11 protein-coding genes and 2 tRNA genes are annotated in these 17784 nt (G+C 54.0%); 12 read left to right on the top strand and 1 reads right to left on the bottom strand.

The annotated features are described in order from the left end of the window. Positions 1 to 280 precede the first annotated feature (280 nt). The 12 genes from rpsU (at position 281) to QZ170_RS03575 (ending at position 16719) form a co-directional block, all read left to right on the top strand. Positions 281 to 475, top strand: coding sequence for a 30S ribosomal protein S21 (rpsU, locus tag QZ170_RS03630; protein WP_297177258.1), 195 nt, complete (start codon positions 281 to 283; stop codon positions 473 to 475). A gap of 499 nt (positions 476 to 974) precedes the next feature. After that, entirely contained in the window at positions 975 to 2069 is a 1095-nt protein-coding gene (gene gcvT / locus QZ170_RS03625) for a glycine cleavage system aminomethyltransferase GcvT (protein ID WP_297177255.1), read from the top strand. Between the two features lie 594 nt (positions 2070 to 2663). Next, positions 2664 to 3587, top strand: a complete 924-nt coding sequence (locus tag QZ170_RS03620) for a magnesium transporter CorA family protein (RefSeq protein ID WP_297177216.1) — start codon at positions 2664 to 2666, stop codon at positions 3585 to 3587. Positions 3588 to 3705: 118 nt separating this feature from the next. Beyond that, on the top strand, positions 3706 to 6333 hold the full coding sequence (gene alaS, locus QZ170_RS03615) for an alanine--tRNA ligase (protein ID WP_297177213.1): 2628 nt from the start codon (positions 3706 to 3708) through the stop codon (positions 6331 to 6333). A gap of 24 nt (positions 6334 to 6357) precedes the next feature. Then, complete coding sequence (gene aroB, locus QZ170_RS03610; RefSeq protein WP_297177209.1) at positions 6358 to 7419, top strand: 3-dehydroquinate synthase; 1062 nt, start codon at positions 6358 to 6360, stop codon at positions 7417 to 7419. 39 nt (positions 7420 to 7458) lie between these two features. Continuing rightward, positions 7459 to 7533 (top strand) — tRNA-Pro (locus tag QZ170_RS03605). Between the two features lie 371 nt (positions 7534 to 7904). Then, entirely contained in the window at positions 7905 to 9116 is a 1212-nt protein-coding gene (locus QZ170_RS03600; RefSeq protein ID WP_297177206.1) for an efflux RND transporter periplasmic adaptor subunit, read from the top strand. Positions 9117 to 9146: 30 nt separating this feature from the next. Then, the gene (locus QZ170_RS03595; RefSeq protein WP_297177203.1) at positions 9147 to 12353 is read left to right on the top strand and encodes an efflux RND transporter permease subunit; all 3207 of its coding nucleotides are present in this window, start codon (positions 9147 to 9149) and stop codon (positions 12351 to 12353) included. Next, complete coding sequence (locus tag QZ170_RS03590) at positions 12337 to 13713, top strand: efflux transporter outer membrane subunit (protein WP_297177200.1); 1377 nt, start codon at positions 12337 to 12339, stop codon at positions 13711 to 13713. Before QZ170_RS03595 ends, QZ170_RS03590 begins: the two co-directional genes overlap by 17 nt. A 24-nt stretch (positions 13714 to 13737) precedes the next feature. After that, positions 13738 to 14508: an acyl-ACP--UDP-N-acetylglucosamine O-acyltransferase gene (gene lpxA / locus QZ170_RS03585; protein WP_297177196.1), complete on the top strand. Its 771-nt coding sequence runs from the start codon at positions 13738 to 13740 to the stop codon at positions 14506 to 14508. Between the two features lie 498 nt (positions 14509 to 15006). Then, positions 15007 to 16515, top strand: a complete 1509-nt coding sequence (locus tag QZ170_RS03580) for a hypothetical protein (protein WP_297177193.1) — start codon at positions 15007 to 15009, stop codon at positions 16513 to 16515. Between the two features lie 51 nt (positions 16516 to 16566). Then, positions 16567 to 16719, top strand: coding sequence for a hypothetical protein (locus QZ170_RS03575; protein WP_297177190.1), 153 nt, complete (start codon positions 16567 to 16569; stop codon positions 16717 to 16719). A 543-nt stretch (positions 16720 to 17262) separates the two neighbouring features. On the opposite strand, the gene QZ170_RS03570 is transcribed toward QZ170_RS03575, so the two are convergent. After that, a tRNA-Asn gene (locus QZ170_RS03570) sits at positions 17263 to 17336 on the bottom strand. Positions 17337 to 17784 lie beyond the last annotated feature (448 nt).

The raw sequence follows: 17784 nt of genomic DNA, 5'->3' as shown, positions 1-17784 counted from the left end.
GGTACCGTAGTCGTGAGATGGCCCCGCTGTCCGATGTTATCTAGCCGTGGGGTTAGATGGCTGGTGGACGATCGTCCCCTGGCTGTCGCTTTGTATCCCTACGGTTACACTTATGGGTAGATACCCCGAGAGGTAGTGATGGTGCTCGCTGTTTGCTGGTTAGGCAAAGAATTTGTAATTTTGCGCACTCGTTGGTGCATGGCGATAGCATGAGGCGCTGATGAGCACAATAGATATAAAGAGTAAACGATAACAAATAAAAGATAAGACTAACAGTATTATGATCGTAGTTCCAGTAAAAGAGGGCGAAAACATCGAAAAGGCTCTAAGAAGGTTCAAGAGAAAGTTTGAAAAGACCGGTGCTGTACGTGCCCTACGTGCTCGTCAGGCCTATATCAAGCCTTCCGTAGCACGCCGAAAGAAGATGGAGAAGGCCGTCTACGTCAAGCAGCTGCAGCAGGCCGAGGAGCAGTAGTCTGCTTAGGATTACTTCCTCCCCCCGATGTGTTAGCCATCCCCCTCGTACCCTACTGTCACGAGGTGATTAGGCATGGCATCAGCCCCTCAGTATGAGGCTACTTTCATAGGGCGTTAGGGACGTCGTCTAGTCCCACCCCATATGCCGCACCAGATACAGCACCCGAAGCCAGTCTCTTCGGGTGCTGTTGCTTTATTCCCCCCTTAGGTCTCGTTGCCTTTTCTTCCTTAGGGGGCTGTTGTATCCCTGCCGTGGGGTAAGTCACTGTATCCCCTCCCTCATGCTCCAGCCTAGCGTCGAAGTCTCGTCTCCTATGGGGGGAGTAGTGTTGGGATGGAGGTATATGGGGCTACCTGGGGACTCGGGTAGGATAGCTCGGGAGAGCACAGAGAGACTAGGGTGGAGCGTAGAGCTGTGTAGGAGCTAGGATAGTTCAGTATATCTTACTACCTTTGGGGTACAACATGTACAACTACCAAACTAGTAAGAAGCAAACATGAAGACTACTCCATTTACTGCCATTCACAAGGCACTAGGGGCAAAGATGCACGAGTTCGCAGGCTATGACATGCCCATTGAGTACAGTACGGGGATCATCGACGAGCACCATACGGTGGTCAAGGGTGTCGGTGTCTTCGATGTCTCCCACATGGGTGAGTTCTGGGTCAAGGGGCCGAAGGCGCTCCAGTTCGTGCAGGACATCACGAGCAATGATGCCGCCAAGCTGAAGGTGGGGGATATACAGTATACCTGCTTCCCCAATGCTGATGGGGGGATCATCGATGACCTCTTGATCTACCACTATGAGGATGAGAAGTATCTCCTAGTGGTCAATGCTGCAAATATTGATAAGGACTGGGCCTGGTGTCAGGCACACAATGCGGTCGGGGCAGAGCTAGAGAATAGCTCTGATCATATCGCTCAGCTCGCAGTCCAGGGGCCTCTAGCCACTCAGGTACTACAGCGTCTGACCTCGGTGAACCTCTCGGAGATCCCCTACTATACGTTTAAGGTCGGTGAGTTTGCTGGATGCCCAGATGTGATCCTCTCCAATACAGGGTACACCGGGGCAGGAGGCTTTGAGCTCTACTTCTATCCTCAGTATGGAGAGAAGATCTGGAATGCAATCTTTGAGGCTGGTAAGCCCGAGGGTATTCGTCCAATAGGTCTCGGGGCTCGAGACACGCTCCGCCTAGAGATGGCCTTCTGCCTCTACGGCAATGACATCTCAGACACGACTTCGCCCCTAGAGGCAGGCCTCGGGTGGATCACGAAGTTCAAGGAGGATAAGAACTTCCCCAGCAAGGCTCTCCTAGAGAAGCAAAAGGCTGAGGGCGTGACCCGCAAGCTCGTTGCCTTCCGTCTGAAAGATAAGGGGATCCCCCGCTCCCACTATGAGATTGCCGACAGCGAAGGGAATGTTATCGGTGAGGTTACCTCTGGGACGATGTCCCCTACACTCAAGGTCGGTATCGGGATGGGCTACGTCAAGAAGGAATTCTCCGCCGTAGGTACACCGATCCAGATCGTCGTGCGTGGACGTGGCCTAGCCGCTGAGGTCGTCAAGCCCCCCATGCGTGCCACGGAGTAGTAGGGTAGGGATATGCCTCTGCACACCCCCACCTACTGAGACTGACTCGGAGAGACTAGTCTCCTGAGATCATGACCCTATGACACTTGCCCCAGAGCTCTAGGCCTAGAGCTCTGGGGCAAGCCTTATCTAGCATCTAGGTACCCCCATCACCGGATACTCTAGTATAGGTGTAGTGTGTCGCCTTCACTCCCCCCACCGAGGAGCTGGGAGGTGAGAGAGTATCAGGCTTAGGGGCTTTTTCGTACCTTTGTGAGGCTCTGGCTGAGGACAGCTAGGGCTAGACCACTGTGATGAGCAGTGGCTCTCTCCAAGGAAGAGATACAATAGTAAGTAGTAAGTAAAGACGAGACACTCTATGGACGACTCCCTCCCTCCGAATGCGCGCATGGCATGCGCTCGATAGCGGTCGTCCTACCTTCATCACTAGCCTAGGTCATCAGCCTAGGGTGAGGCATGGTAGGTCGGCAGCCCCATAGTGAAGACCTAATGAGGCTTCACCCTGCATCACCTAACCCCCTCCAATCATAGTAGATAAGACCTATCCTATACTATCCCCATAAATAGGGTAGCCGTGGTCGGTCAGAGATAAAGATGAAGAGTTTCATAAGCATGGAGCCCGGTCTACCGGAGCTAGAAGAATATGCCCCCTCCTGCTGGGTCAATGTGGAGTGTCCAGATGAAGATGACTTCCTATTCCTCACCGAGGATCTGGGTATCCCGAGGGAGTTCCTCTCCGACATCGCAGATATAGATGAGCGCCCACGTGCCGAGCGTGAGGATGAGTGGCTCCTGACAGTGCTACGTATCCCGCTGGATGGTGGGATGCAGGGCATGCCCTATCAGACGGTACCTATAGGTATCATCACGGGGCATGAGGCTACGGTCTCTGTGTGCTATCGTAGGACTCAGATGCTCCCAGACTTCATCAATCATATTCGTCGTAAGAATATCCAGATAGCAGGTCAGCGTGAGTTCATTACTCGTATGATCTACTCCTCGGCGGTGTGGTTCCTAAAGTATCTGAAGCTGATGTACCTCGAGATCAATCGGGCAGAGAAGGAGCTGGAGCAGAGCATCCGTAATGAGGATCTCCTGCGTATCATGCGTCTGCAGCGATCGCTCGTCTACTTCAGTACCTCGATCCGAGGGAATGAGGCGATGCTCGGACGTCTACGTACGACTTCGCGAGCGAGCAGCGTCGATCCAGACCTCTTCGAGGATGTAAGTATCGAGCTGCGGCAGGCCTACAACACGATCAATATCTATACGGATATTGTCCGTAGTATGATGGATGCCTCAGCAAACATTATCTCGAACAACGTCAATACGATCATGAAGCGTATGACGAGTATCTCGATCGTGCTGACCATCCCGACGATGATCTCCAGCTTCTTTGGGATGAACGTCGATGTCTATCTCGGGGAGTGGTATTGGGCCTTCCTCGTGATCTTCCTCGTCTCGGTGTGTATCTCCTCGCTTGCCTTCTACCTCTTCCGTAAGATCAAGTGGTTCTAGTATCCCTCGACGCTGTCTCGCGCAGCAGCATGCCTTTGTATGGGTGAGTGAACTCACTCGGCATAGTTTAGATTAGATTTATACGACATAAAGTACAATATACATAGAATAGAGAGCAATGACCTCAAAAGAGATTCGCGAATCCTATAAAGAGTTCTTTAGAAGCAAGGGGCATCAGATCGTCCCCTCTGCCCCTATGGTCATCAAGGGTGACCCAACCCTGATGTTCACCAATGCAGGGATGAATCAGTTCAAGGATATCATCCTAGGGAATGCCGAGATCAAGTATCCCCGAGTGGCTGACTCGCAGAAGTGCCTTCGTGTCAGTGGTAAGCATAACGACCTCGAGGAGGTCGGCCACGATACCTACCACCACACGATGTTTGAGATGCTGGGGAACTGGTCCTTCGGTGATTACTTCAAGCATGAGGCGATTGACTGGGCATGGGAATACCTAACGAGTGTCCTAGGGCTATCCCCTGATCGTCTGTATGTCACCGTCTTCGAGGGCTCTCCCGCTGATGGGCTAGAGCGAGATGATGAGGCGGCCAGCATCTGGGAGAAGCACCTATCCAAGGAGCGAATCATTAACGGGAATAAGCATGATAACTTCTGGGAGATGGGAGACCAGGGACCCTGTGGCCCTTGCTCTGAGATCCATGTCGATATCCGCTCTGATGAGGAGCGCAGTCAGGTCTCTGGGCTCTCACTCGTGAACCAGGGGCATCCTCAGGTGATCGAGATCTGGAACCTCGTCTTCATGCAGTATAATCGCAAGGCTGATGGTTCTCTCGAGCCCCTGCCTAAGCGAGTCATCGATACGGGGATGGGCTTCGAGCGACTCTGTATGGCTCTGCAGGGCAAGACCTCAAACTACGATACTGATATCTTCACTCCGATGATCCAGGCTATCGCTACCCTGACGGGTATCGAGTACGGGGCTGATGCCAAGAGTGATGTGGCTATGCGTGTCATCGCCGACCATATCCGTACGATAGCCTTTGCGATCACGGATGGACAGCTTCCCTCTAATGCTAAGGCCGGCTATGTCATCCGCCGTATCCTGCGCCGTGCGGTACGCTATGGCTATACCTTCCTTGGGCGTCGTGAGGCCTTCATCTATAGCCTCCTGCCTATCCTCATTGAGACGATGGGAGATGCCTATCCTGAGCTAGTCGCAGGACGTGAGCTCATCGGGAAGGTGATGAAGGAGGAAGAGGAAAGCTTCCTCCGTACCCTAGAGACAGGGATACGTCTACTGGAGAAGCAGATGGAGGATACCCGTGCTAAGGGGCTATCTGTCCTCGATGGGCACGATGCCTTCGTTCTCTATGATACCTATGGCTTCCCTCTTGACCTCACAGCCTTGATCCTCAATGAGCATGGGATGAGTGTCGATGAGGCAGGCTTCGATGCAGCCATGCAGCAGCAGAAGGAGCGAGCACGCAATGCCGCTGCCATCGATGCTGGTGACTGGCAGATTGTAGCCGAGGGGGCTGTACGCTTCGTAGGTTATGACCTCATTGAGTGCTCAACAGAGATCCTTCGCTATCGTCAGGTCAAGCAGAAGAACCAACAATACTACCAAGTCGTCCTCTCCGAAACTCCATTCTATGCAGAGATGGGGGGACAGGTTGGCGACAAGGGCTTCCTCATCGATGCTGAGGGGAAGAAGTACGAAGTCTTCGATACTAAGCGTGAGAACAACCTCGCCATCCACCTCATGAAGGAGCTCCCCTCTGACCTAGAGGGGGCGTTGCGTGCAGTGGTCAGTGAGGAGCGTCGCCATCGTATCGAGGCTAATCACTCTGCCACCCACCTCCTTCACGAGGCTCTTCGTGAGGTGCTTGGTGCCCATGTGGAGCAGAAGGGGTCGTTCGTCTCGGACGAAGTCCTACGCTTTGACTTTGCACACTTTGCCAAGGTAGAGCCAGAGCAGCTACGACAGGTCGAGCGTCTCGTCTCTGCTCGTATCCGAGCTGACCTGCCTCTACAGGAGTTCAGAGAGGTACCTATCGATGAGGCACGAGAGATGGGAGCAATGGCTCTCTTCGGCGAGAAGTATGGGGATCATGTACGTGTCATCCGCTTTGGTTCATCCACAGAGTTCTGCGGGGGGACGCATATTCACTCTACGGGGCGTATCGGTACCTTCCGTATCCTCAGTGAGTCCTCTGTGGCTGCAGGTGTACGACGCATCGAAGCTGTATCGGGTGACGCTGCAGAGGAGTACCTCTATGGTATCGATGATATGGTACAGAGCATCCGTGGGCTCTTCAATAATAGCCCTCAGCTCATCACTGCCATTAAGAAGGTGCTTGAGGAGAATGCTGATCTAGGCCGTCAGGTGGGGGACTTTGTCCGCCAGCAGACCTCTGAGGTGAAGCGTCGTCTCCTAGAGCAGCGTGTAGAGGTCAATGGTATCCGCCTCTTCCTGGTCCGCAGGGAGGCACCCGCTGAGATCATCAAGGATATAGCCTTCCAGATAGCAGGGGAGCTCAATGAGCCCTTTGTGTTCATCGCAGGTACCCCTCAGCAGGATAAGGCTAGTCTGACGCTCATGATCTCCAAGGACCTCGTCGAGAGCCGTGGCTGGAACGCCTCTCAGCTCATCCGTTCGGCAGCCAAGCATATCCAGGGAGGTGGAGGCGGTCAGCCTCACTTCGCTACTGCCGGGGGGAAGAACCCCGATGGGCTCGGAGATGCTATCGATGAGCTCCTAGAGACTCTTGGACTGAAGCCCTAGGTCACCCCTCTCGGACCAGACTGTATGATCCTAGGGACGAACATCCTCGATCGCAAGCTCCCCGCCTATCTACAGGCGGTGGCTTGCGATCGCCTTTTTATCCTCTGTGATGAGGTCGTGGCAGAGCTACATGCCCCTCTCATCGAGCGACTACGTATGACACTGCCCGAGCCTACCCTCCTCGCTGTGCCAGCCACAGAGCAGGCCAAGGGGACAGATAGCCTTGCTCGAGTCTGGTCTTGGCTCGCGGACGAAGGGGCGACGAGGCGTAGTGTCCTGATCTTGATCGGAGGAGGAGCACTCCTTGACTTCGGGGGCTTCGCAGCAGCTACCTATATGCGGGGTATCCGAACGGTCAATGTGCCTACGACCCTCCTAGCGATGGTGGATGCCTCGGTCGGTGGTAAGACAGCCATCGACTACCAGGGAGTGAAGAACCTCATCGGTGCCTTTCATCTCCCACAGGAGGTCTTTGTCGATATTGACTTCCTACGTACTCTCCCTATCGAGGAACTTTTGTCGGGCTATGGTGAGATCATCAAGCATGCTACGCTGATGGGCTCTGAGGCCTGGCGTGAGGTCTGCCGTATCGGTGATCCTATCGGCCTGATGGACGATGAATGGGAGGCCCTGATCGCTAAGAGCATTGCCTACAAGAGCTCCATCGTGGAGGCAGATCCAGAGGAGCAGGGGCTGAGGCGTATCCTCAATGCAGGGCATACCGTAGGACATGCCCTCGAGGCCTATTCGCATACGAATACTTTTCGCCGTGGGCTACGTCACGGAGAGGCAGTCGTCTTCGGCCTACTCATCGAGAGCTATATCACGGCACTAGAGCGAGAGGGAGGGCGAGACTATATTCGCCAGCTCATGTATCTCGCTCGTGAGCTCTATAGCCCCTTCTTCTATACCTGCAAGGACTATCCTGAGATCATCCGACTCATGCGGCACGACAAGAAGAATAGCTCGGGGAAGATCCTCATAATGGGCATCCTATCTCCCGGTGTGGTAGAGCCCATCGAGCTGGAGGATGAGGGTCTAATCAAGCAGGGATTAGACTTTCTGCGGGAAACATTTGGTAGTTAGAGATGATCTTTGTACCTTTGCACCGCAAACAAGCAAGAGCGGGATGTAGCTCAGCCCGGTTAGAGTACTCGTCTGGGGGGCGAGTGGTCGCTGGTTCGAATCCAGTCATCCCGACTCGATATGTGAGGCTTCGCACCTAGTGTGGAGCCTCACTTTGTTTATTACTGAAGTCCCCCCTTTTATTCCACTCAGGATATGCCCTCGGAGGGAGTGCGCTTATGATACATTAAACTACGTCCTGATTTGCTCCTCTAATGGGGTATCGGACAGCTGTATCCTCTCCGATGTTGCCGAGACGCTAGAGATAGTACTACGACTACCATAAAGGGGATAAGTTGTGCCTTTGTTCGGCTGGTTACTCGCATCTTTTATCCCATATCCAGCTTCTCGTCGGCCGAGAAAAGGAACGAAAGATATGCGGGGAGTACGCATACCGGTTCGTGCAAGTAGTGATTACTAAATACGATTATTCGACACAATACATTATGATGCGACGACATCCATTCACCACCTCACTTAGTCTGTGGCTTGTAGCCCTAGGTCTCGGTATTTTTACACCCTCTTGCTCCAAGGGGCAGGGCGATAAGCAGCACCAGGAGGGGACCCTAGAACTCCCCGTGCGTACACTCACTGTAGCTGACTTCACTCTAGATAATAGCTATCCAGCTGTGATCCGTGGGGAGGAGGACGCTGAGATACGCCCCAAGGTCTCCGGCTTTATTACCAAGGTCTTCATCAACGAGGGGGAGAGAGTGCGTGCTGGACAGCCCCTCTTCCAGCTCGATGACGTCACCTTTCGTGCAGCTGTTACTCAGGCCTCAGCTAGCCTTTCTGCGGCAGAGGCTAGTCTAGCTACTGCACGACTGAACTATAAGAATAGCCAAGACCTACTAGCAAAGAACATCATTAGTCAGAGTGGCTTCGATGAGGTCGCCAATGCCCTCAAGAGCGCTGAGGCCAACCTAGAGATGGCCAAGGCCAACCTCGTCTCAGCACGGGAGAACCTCTCCTTCTGTACCGTCACTAGCCCCGTGGCTGGTGTCGTCGGAGCTGTGAACTATACCTCGGGGAACCTCGTCGGACCACAGAGTACGCCCGCACTCGCTCAGGTCTCTGGGGGGAGTCTCGTCTATGTCTACTTCTCCATCTCCGAGCGCCAGCTCCTCTCCCTGAGCAAGGGCGGGACGAGCGAAGCCGAACTAGCCAAGCACTTCCCACCGCTACGCCTACGACTGGCCGATGGCTCGATCTACCCAGAGACGGGAGTCGTCAAGGGGATTAGCGGTGTGGTCGATCGTACTACGGGCTCCATCAGCCTACGTGTAGACTTCCCCAATCCCCATGGAGTGCTTCGCAGTGGTGGGACAGGGACGATCCTTGTGCCCACACAGACCCAAGGGGCTATCCTCGTACCGCAGACGTCGGTTGTAGAGATGCTACATAAGAAGTTCGTCTACACCGTCGATAAGGATGGCAAGCTAACCTTCACCGAGATCACTGTAAGCCCCGTCGATGATGGACAGAACTACACGGTCACGAGTGGGCTGAAGGCCGGTGATCGTATCCTCGTCGCAGGTACCACGGGGGTCAAGGAGGGCGATATCATCAAGCCCCTCACCGAAGAGGCCTATGCCAAGCAGCAAGAAGCGATCAAGCAGCAGATGATGGGTATAGGTGCCTCCGCTGGGAAGCACTAATCATCGCCCTAATAGGAAGCATACAGAGCTATGAATTTCGATAGATTTATTCACCGACCCGTGCTCTCGACGGTGATCTCCATCTTCATCGTCGTACTCGGGATCATCGGCCTCATACAGCTGCCTATCGAGCAGTACCCCAATCTCGCTCCACCTACCGTACAGGTCTCCACGGCCTATGCAGGTGCGGATGCCCAGACGGTGCTCAACTCCGTCATTATTCCTCTCGAGGAGCAGATCAATGGGGTCGAAGGTATGACCTACATGACCTCGACAGCGACCAACTCTGGGGGAGCATCCATCACAGTCTACTTCAAGGAAGGTACTGACCCCGATATGGCTGCCGTCAATGTACAGAACCGCGTACAGCAGGCGCAGTCCCTCCTACCCGCTGACGTCGTACGTGTCGGGGTGACGACACAGAAGCGCCAGTCCAGCATGCTTATGGTCTACTCTCTGACGAGCAAGGATGGACGCTACGATGCACAGTTCCTAGCGAACTACGCCGACATCAATATCCTGCCGGCGCTGAAGCGTGTCCCAGGTGTAGGCTCTGCCAATACCTTCAGTCAGGATACCTATGCTATGCGTCTCTGGCTTGACCCAGACAAGATGCGTGCCTTCTCTCTCGTCCCGAGTGATGTGTCAGCTATCCTCTCCGCGCAGAACTTCGAGGCTGCACCGGGTAGCCTAGGTGAGTCCGGTAACCGCACCTATGAGTACTCGCTTCGCTACAAGGGGCGCCTAAAGAGCATCACTGAGTACGAGAATATCATCCTCAAGTCTGAAGCCTCGGGCAATATCATTCGCCTCAAGGACGTGGCAAAGATAGAACTCGGATCCCTCAGCTACAGTAGCAACTCACTCTCTAATGGTAGCCCAGCTGTCACTGGGATGGTCTCGCAGATAGCAGGCTCCAATGCCAATGACATCGTTACAGCTATCAAGGCTGAGATCAAGGAGCTCGAGAAGGACTTCCCTCCCGGCATGGAGATGACGTATGTGCTTGACGTCACGGACTTCCTCTATGCCTCCATCTGGCATGTTATCCAGACGCTCCTCGAGGCTTTCCTCCTTGTCTTCATCGTCGTCTATATCTTCCTTCAGGACTTCCGTAGCACACTGATCCCAGCGATAGCTGTGCCTGTGTCCCTTGTAGGGACATTCTTCTTTCTGCAGATCTTTGGCTTCTCACTGAACCTCCTCACACTCTCAGCCCTTGTCCTAGCTATCGCTATCGTTGTCGATGATGCCATCGTCGTCGTCGAGGCCGTGCATGCTAAGCTTGATGAAGGGTATGACTCGGCTCGTACGGCGAGTATTGATGCAATGCATGAGATATCGGGGGCTATTATCTCGATCACCCTCGTTATGGCTGCGGTCTTCGTGCCGGTATCATTCATCTCGGGGATTAGTGGTACGTTCTATCGTGAATTCGGGGTTACTATGGCGGTCTCGATCGTCATCTCGGCAGTCAATGCCCTGACTCTTAGCCCTACGCTCTGTGCCCTCTTCTTGAAGCCACATAACAAGGATCACGAGGGGAAGAAACTCAGCTTCATTGACCGCTTCCATGTAGCCTTCAATGCAGTGTATGAGAATCGCATCCTACGTCCCTATCGCAGTGGGGTAGAGTTCTTCGTCCGCCACAAGGTTACCTCGGGGCTGATTGTCCTCGTGAGCATCATCGTCATGGTACTCCTAATAAAGGTGACGAGTAGTGAACTCGTGCCGAGTGAAGATACAGGTACGGTCATGGTGACTGTCGCTACGCCTCCAGGTACAAGTCGAGAGAATACTGAGATGCTCCTCAAGGAGGTCGCCGATGTGGCGAAGGCTCAGGATGGAGTCGAGCAGGTGATGAGTATCTCGGGCTTTAGCCTCATGGGGGGAGCAGGATCTAACTATGGTTCGATGTTCGTCCGTATGAAGCCCTTCAGTGAGCGCTCCAATAGCACAACTCAATTAGCTGGTAAGCTCTTTGCCTATGGGGCTACGATCAAGGATGCCTCGGTACTGGCTATGACCCCGCCGATGGTGCCTGGCTATGGGATGGCCTCGGGGGTGTCACTCACGATGCTAGATAAGTCTGGGGGATCACTAGACAAGTTCTTTGCTGAGACGCAGAAGTTCCTCGCTGCCCTCAATGCACGTCCAGAGGTAGCCTATGCGATGACACAGTACAATCCCAGCTTCCCACAGTACGTCATAGATGTCGATGTCTCGGCTACGATGCGCTCTGGTACTACTCCACAGGCCGTACTCTCGACCCTGCAGGGATACTTCGGGGGAATGTACGTCTCGAACTTCAATAGCTATGGCAAGCTCTATCGAGTCCTCCTACAGTCCCCGCCTGAGCAGCGACTAGATATCAATGCTCTGAACAATATCTATGTACGTACGAGCTCGGGGGCAATGGCTCCGATCACCTCCTTCATCACCACCGAGAAGGTCTACGGCCCAGCGAGTGTGAATCGCTTCAACCTCTACACCTCCATCGACGTGATGGCTTCGCCCGCCGAGGGCTATGCCACCGGGGATGTCCTAAAGGCTGTCTCCGAGGTCGCAGGTACCACGCTCTCCGCTGGCTACGGGTACGACTATGCTGGTCTGACGCGCTCCGAGCAGCAGTCCTCCAATACGACGGCGCTGATCTTTGGGCTCTGTCTACTCTTCGTCTACCTGATCCTCAGTGCCCAGTACGAGAGCTACCTCCTACCCCTATCGGTCATCCTCTCTATCCCCTTCGGCTTGGCTGGTGCCTTCCTCTTCGGCAATATCTTTGGGCATACGAACAATATCTACATGCAGATCGCTCTGATTATGCTCATCGGACTGCTGGCTAAGAATGCGATCCTGATCGTGGAGTTTGCCCTCGACCGCCGACGTACGGGTATGGCACTCACGTGGAGTGCTATCCTCGGGGCGGTAGCTCGTCTGCGCCCGATCCTGATGACTTCGCTAGCGATGATTGTCGGTCTCCTACCTCTGATGTTCGCTAGTGGTGTCGGGGCTAATGGGAACTCCACGCTCGGCGCAAGTACTGTCGGTGGGATGCTCATCGGGATGATCCTACAGATCTTCATCGTCCCTACTCTCTTCGTTGTCTTCCAGACACTGCAGGAGCGCTTCAAGCCCCTGCGCTTTGACGACATCATCACCTCGAAGCCCTCGGGCGAGGTCCTCCAGTTCTCCAACACCACCAAGACTGCTCCACAAGATGAAGCTCAAGCATAGCCTGCCCCTCCTAGCCCTAGTCCTCACCCTCTCGGGCTGTGGACTCTATCGGAAGTATCAGCGCCCCACGATACAGACCTCAGTCTATCGTGGTGACCAGATCGATACACTGAGCCGAGATACCACCTCCTTCGGTCAGACGCCTTGGCGTAGCCTCTTCACCGATGTACACCTGCAGGCGCTCATCGAGAAGGCGCTCCAGCAGAATGTCGACCTCCTCACTGCTCACCTCTCCACGCAGCAGGCCGAGGCACAGCTACGGTCTGCACGCCTCTCCTTCCTTCCCTCGCTGAGTCTGGCTCCTTCGATCTCCGCGAATAAGACTGAGGGGCTTCCTGCCTCCTACAGCTATACCCTGCCGGTGCAGGCTAGCTGGCAGATAGACCTATTCGGCTCGCTCCTCAATGCCTCTCGCTCCACACAGGTGCAGCTCCTCAGGGCACAGGCCTACCAGCAGCTCGTACGGAGTCGGGTCATCACAAATGTCGCCAATAGCTACTATACCCTCCTGATGCTCGACCGACAGCTCCAGCTCAGCCGTAGTGCTGCGGAGCTAGCTACTCACACCCTAGAGGTGATGAAGGCTCAGAAGGAGGTCGGCCGAGCTATGGAGTCCTCCGTACAGTCTGCTCAGGCCAACCTACATGCTGTCGAGGCTTCTATCCCCGAGATCAAGCGACAAATCACCACGACGGAGAATGCCCTAGCACTGCTCCTCGGGGAGTCTCCCCGCTCCTATCCCCGCTCCTCGCTCCAGGCTCAGCAGCTCCCTAGCTCCTTTGCTCTCGGGGTGCCTGTGCAGCTCCTATCGGCTCGTCCCGATGTGCGTGTCGCCGAGCTTGCTCTAGCCAGCTGCTACTATCAGACGAATAGTGCCCGGGCTGCCTTCTATCCTTCGCTCAATATCAGTGGTAGTGCTGGCTGGACGGGAGCACTAGGGGAGGCTGTATCGAACCCTATGAAGTTCATCGCCTCTGCCCTAGGCTCGCTAGCGCAGCCCCTCTTTGCTCATGGCAAGCTCGTCGCAGGTCTTCGGGTCGCCCAAGCCGAAGAGGAGAAGGCTCGGCTAGCCTTCCAGCAGAGCCTCTATAATGCAGGGGCAGAGGTGAGCAACGCTCTCGCACTCTACCAGGCCTCCGAGGCCAAGGTCAAGGCAGAGACCCTACAGGTGGAGAGCCTAGAGAAGAATGTCGAGATCGTCGAGATGCTCTTCAAGACGGGGAAGGCCTCTTCCTACCTCGAGGTCATCACTGCCCAGCAGTCTCTCCTGCAGGCGCAGCTCTCGCTCGTGCAGGATAGCTTCAGCAGGATGCAGGCGGTCGTCAATCTCTATAATGCCCTCGGTGGAGGCACCAACTAATCTCCCTTGTCAAGCGGATACACTATGATCAGTCCACAAGCCTATATAGCTCCCGGTGCCCAGATCGGAGCGCGTGTGAGGGTCTACCCCTTTGCCTACATAGAGGATGATGTCGTCATCGGCGACGACTGTGTGATCTATCCCCACGTCAGCCTGATGAGCGGCACACGCCTCGGGCAGGGGAATACGATCTACCAGAATGCTGTCCTCGGAGCTTCCCCTCAGGACTTCTCTTGGCAGGGGGGCACCTCTAGTCTTGTCATCGGAGATCACAACGTCATCCGAGAGAATGTCGTCATCAGCCGTTCCTCGCTCCCTACGGTCTCTACTCAGATCGGAGATCATAACATCCTGATGGAGGGGACGCACATCTCACACAACTGTGTGATCGGTGACCACAACGTCTTCGGCTATGCCGTGAAGATCGCCTGTGACTGCACGATCGGCTCTAAGACGATCTTCAGTAGCAACGTCACGGCCAAGCCCCAATGTCACATCGGGGATCTGGCCTTCATCCTCACGGGCTGTCGCTTCGGCGAGGATATCCCTCCCTACATCACGGTCAAGGACAACCCCGCGACCTATGCGGGGATCCATGCGGGGATGCTCGCCAAGGTCGGGGGGATAGACGAACGCACGCAGCGTCACCTAGCGATGGCCTACCGCCTGGTCTTCAATGGCAAGGTCAGCCTCTATGATGCGATCCTTCAGATCGAGGAGCAGGTACCTGATGGCCCTGAGATACGCCAGGTGATAGCCTTCCTCAGAGCCTCCCACGGCATCATCTCCAAGTAATCTCCCGAGAGAATAATATCACGCCCCCGACAGCCAAGCTGCTGTCGGGGGCGTGGTCGTTTGTATCGGTCGCATGGGAGTGCGAACCTGCGGAGAGCGTGGGTGGCATTAGGAGGATCGGGGAGCTAAGTGAGGGAAACCCTAGAGGAGAAAAGGTAAAATAAGATTGGTGTTTTTATCAAGTATCCTCTGTATACGGGCATTCTTTGTAGAGATTTGTTTTCTTCTCTATTTTTCTTTAAATTTGAGCGTAAAAAGATTGTCTCCCAACACCCTCAAAGGGGGGGATAGTAGTTGGGCATATGTCCCCACCCTAGGGTGTGGACTCGTTACCGCCCTATAGGCTTGATCGCCATGGGCTTATTACCGCCAGATACACCTCATTGCTTCCCTAGTAAGGGAAGGGTTTAGTAGGTGTCATCTCTCTCTCCTGTGTAGTCGTATCGTCTACACAGCACATTCTATCCTGTCATTTTAAACCAAGTTAAAGATTAACGAATGAAAAAGCTATTTATCCTGCTTGCTCTAGGAGGGATACTCTATTCCTGCACCAAGGAGGCCCCTGTTACCCCCTCAGTAGAGCCTGAACCAGAGAAGCAGCAGGACGCTCCTGTCGATCTCACCAAGGGATCAGGCTCGGAGGATGGTCTGCGTGTCAGCTTCACGGCTGAGGTTGCTCCCTTCGAGGAAGTAGCTGGTGCCCCTGATGAAGCAGGGGAAGCTAAAGGAGCATCTGCAATCATCAATCCCGGAGCAGCTAATAACAAGTTTGTGGATCTAAGGGCCCTCGCCGATGCTACGGATGCCTCGGGTGCACCTCGGGTGTACGCCCTCACCTATATCTACGATAATGTTGCGAATGAGCGTGTTGCCTTTTGGACTCCGCTCAAGATCTCTAATGATGGCAAGAGCCTTAGTTACGATGAGGCTATTGACGAAAACTTCAAAGGCACAGCGAACCAGAAGGCCATATTTAGGCGGATGATCCAAAAGAGAATGAGGGATAGCTATATCTCAATCCTCATAGGCATCAAGTCTGTGTCGGAGACTGATCCAGCTATAGCTACCTACATCAATCCTGGTGCCCATCGTATCGACAGCTGGCAACAGGGTGCTGCACTCCCCAATAACTTCCTCCTCATCAAGAGCGAGGCCAATAAGCTCGAATGGCGTATAGATAAGAAGGGAAAGCACTATGAGGTCGGTATCGAAGGGGATCGCAGGATCAAGTTCCGCATGATGGGATATCTGATGATGATCCGTGTCTACAACCACTTCCCTGAGTATGTCTATAAGCGTGAGCCTGATGGAATCTCAAATGGGCAGTATCATACAAGGCCAGTCTTTGATGCTAACGGCAAGCAGTATCGGACTCGTCGTCCTAATCTGAACATCGCTATCCACCTCTCCGAGAGACTCTCTCCCGTAAATAAGCTATACCACGAGTTTAGCTCTGATGGGAAGTTCTCCTTCTATGAAAAGAAAGGGAGCAACGGATTCCGTTACGACCATAATACAGAGACCTTCCTCCCTGGACCTTCAGTTCATCGTTGGGACGGAGAGCACTACAACTACCTGAAGGCTCAGATCAATGGCAGTGATGCTGTGGCGAGCATTGCCCCCAAGAGTCCTCAGCCCACTCCATCCAAGTATCCTCAGGTAGGGGAGACCGTTGTGGCTCTCTACTTCCCTCTAGCTGATGACCGGGGGTCTGTCACCGTTACGGCTGCCAAGCCCGCCCGCTTCTATACGGGGAATACCTACTCTCAGGGAACGGGAGGCTACAAGCAAAACAAGGAAGGGTATTTCTACTACAGAGGCTACGAGATGACGAAGACGAATAAGAACATGGAGGGTAAGGTCTACTACCCCATCTTCAATATCACGTATAACCAGTACGGCCGTGGCACGGCTCTGCCTATGACTGTCGCTAACCATACGAAGGACTTTGAGTTCTACAAGAAGTGGACGAGTGACCCAGCTCGCAACTGGCAGCCTGAGCCCTAGGGGCCAAGCTTACTGAGACATCATATGTTTCCCGATTAAGAAAAGACAAAGATGAATAAGCTACATAAGGAACCCTACCAAGCTCCTGAGGCTTGCCCCTTCGAGCTTCCACAGACCCTCCACTTCCTCGTCGGCTTCTCCTATTCAGGGGATATCGAGGACCCCGATACAGACGATGACTGGGGGACTGGTAAGATTGTCTAGGATGGGAGGCGGGCTCTTGCACCGCTACCTCTAGTCTATCCCCCCATAGTCCACCGAGGGAGCGTATCCCGCCCCCTCGGAGACAAGAGAGTCCCACGCTCGGAGTAGGTCTTAGACCTACCCTGAGCATGGGGCTCTCTCTATATATCTGCGCACATCCTCTCGTCCCTAATGCCCATTCGTGTCTTCCCCCTAGCTCCAATGTCTAGTCGCTAGCTCATATCTCGAGGAGGGCTTTCCCGAGAGCTCCGTACCTCATCCTATTATCTCTCTATGGTGGCCTCTGGGAGATGGTGAACTCTGGGTGGGGAGGGGTGGGGTAGACTCGCTGTTTGCCACGAGTGAGTGTCTTGGCTCATGTTATTATAGAGGAGGAGGTGATACGTGCACCCTTACCCAGGCTAGGGAAAGGGCGGAGTCAAAGAGTGTGTAGTGTGTAAGGATTGTCCAGGCTTTCCACAAAGAAAATAAGAACCCCCATAGCTAGTAGACTAGCTGTGGGGGCGTCGTGTTGTGGTGAATTCCTTGCAAAATACCTAGTCGCTCTTCCTCTTGGGCTTGAACCAAGGACCCTCTGATTAACAGTCAGATGCTCTAACCAACTGAGCTAAGGAAGAGTATTGTCTCACCTGTCTTGCGACTGCAAAGGTAATACAATATCCTCATTCCTGCAACATCCCCCATCGTACCCCCTATGGGGAGTGGGGCTATGTAGCTACACAAGTGCCTTTCTTTTACTTATTTACCCCATTGTACGCTCGGTGTAAATATTTTGTCGAGTATAGGGTGGATAGTAGCGATTAGTAGGGAGAGGGCTAGCTTACCGCTCCCCCTAGCTCTGGCTCAGGTAATCCCTAGAGGCTGAGACTAGGGTAGTCAAGGCGCATGTACACGGGACGGCGACCTCTACCCCTAGGTATCGACTTACCCAGCATCCCCCCATACTCTAGGAGGGAAAAGTATACACGTGAGTATACCTCTGTGTACACGTGGGTACACCACAGTGTACACGCGTGTACACTGCCTCGCTCTAAGTATCATCGCTGTAGGGCTTGTCTGTAAGCA

Origin of the sequence: uncultured Porphyromonas sp. (assembly GCF_905372525.1) — a bacterium.
Taxonomy (GTDB): Bacteria; Bacteroidota; Bacteroidia; order Bacteroidales; family Porphyromonadaceae; genus Porphyromonas.
This window is presented reverse-complemented; position numbering and strand designations above follow the sequence as displayed.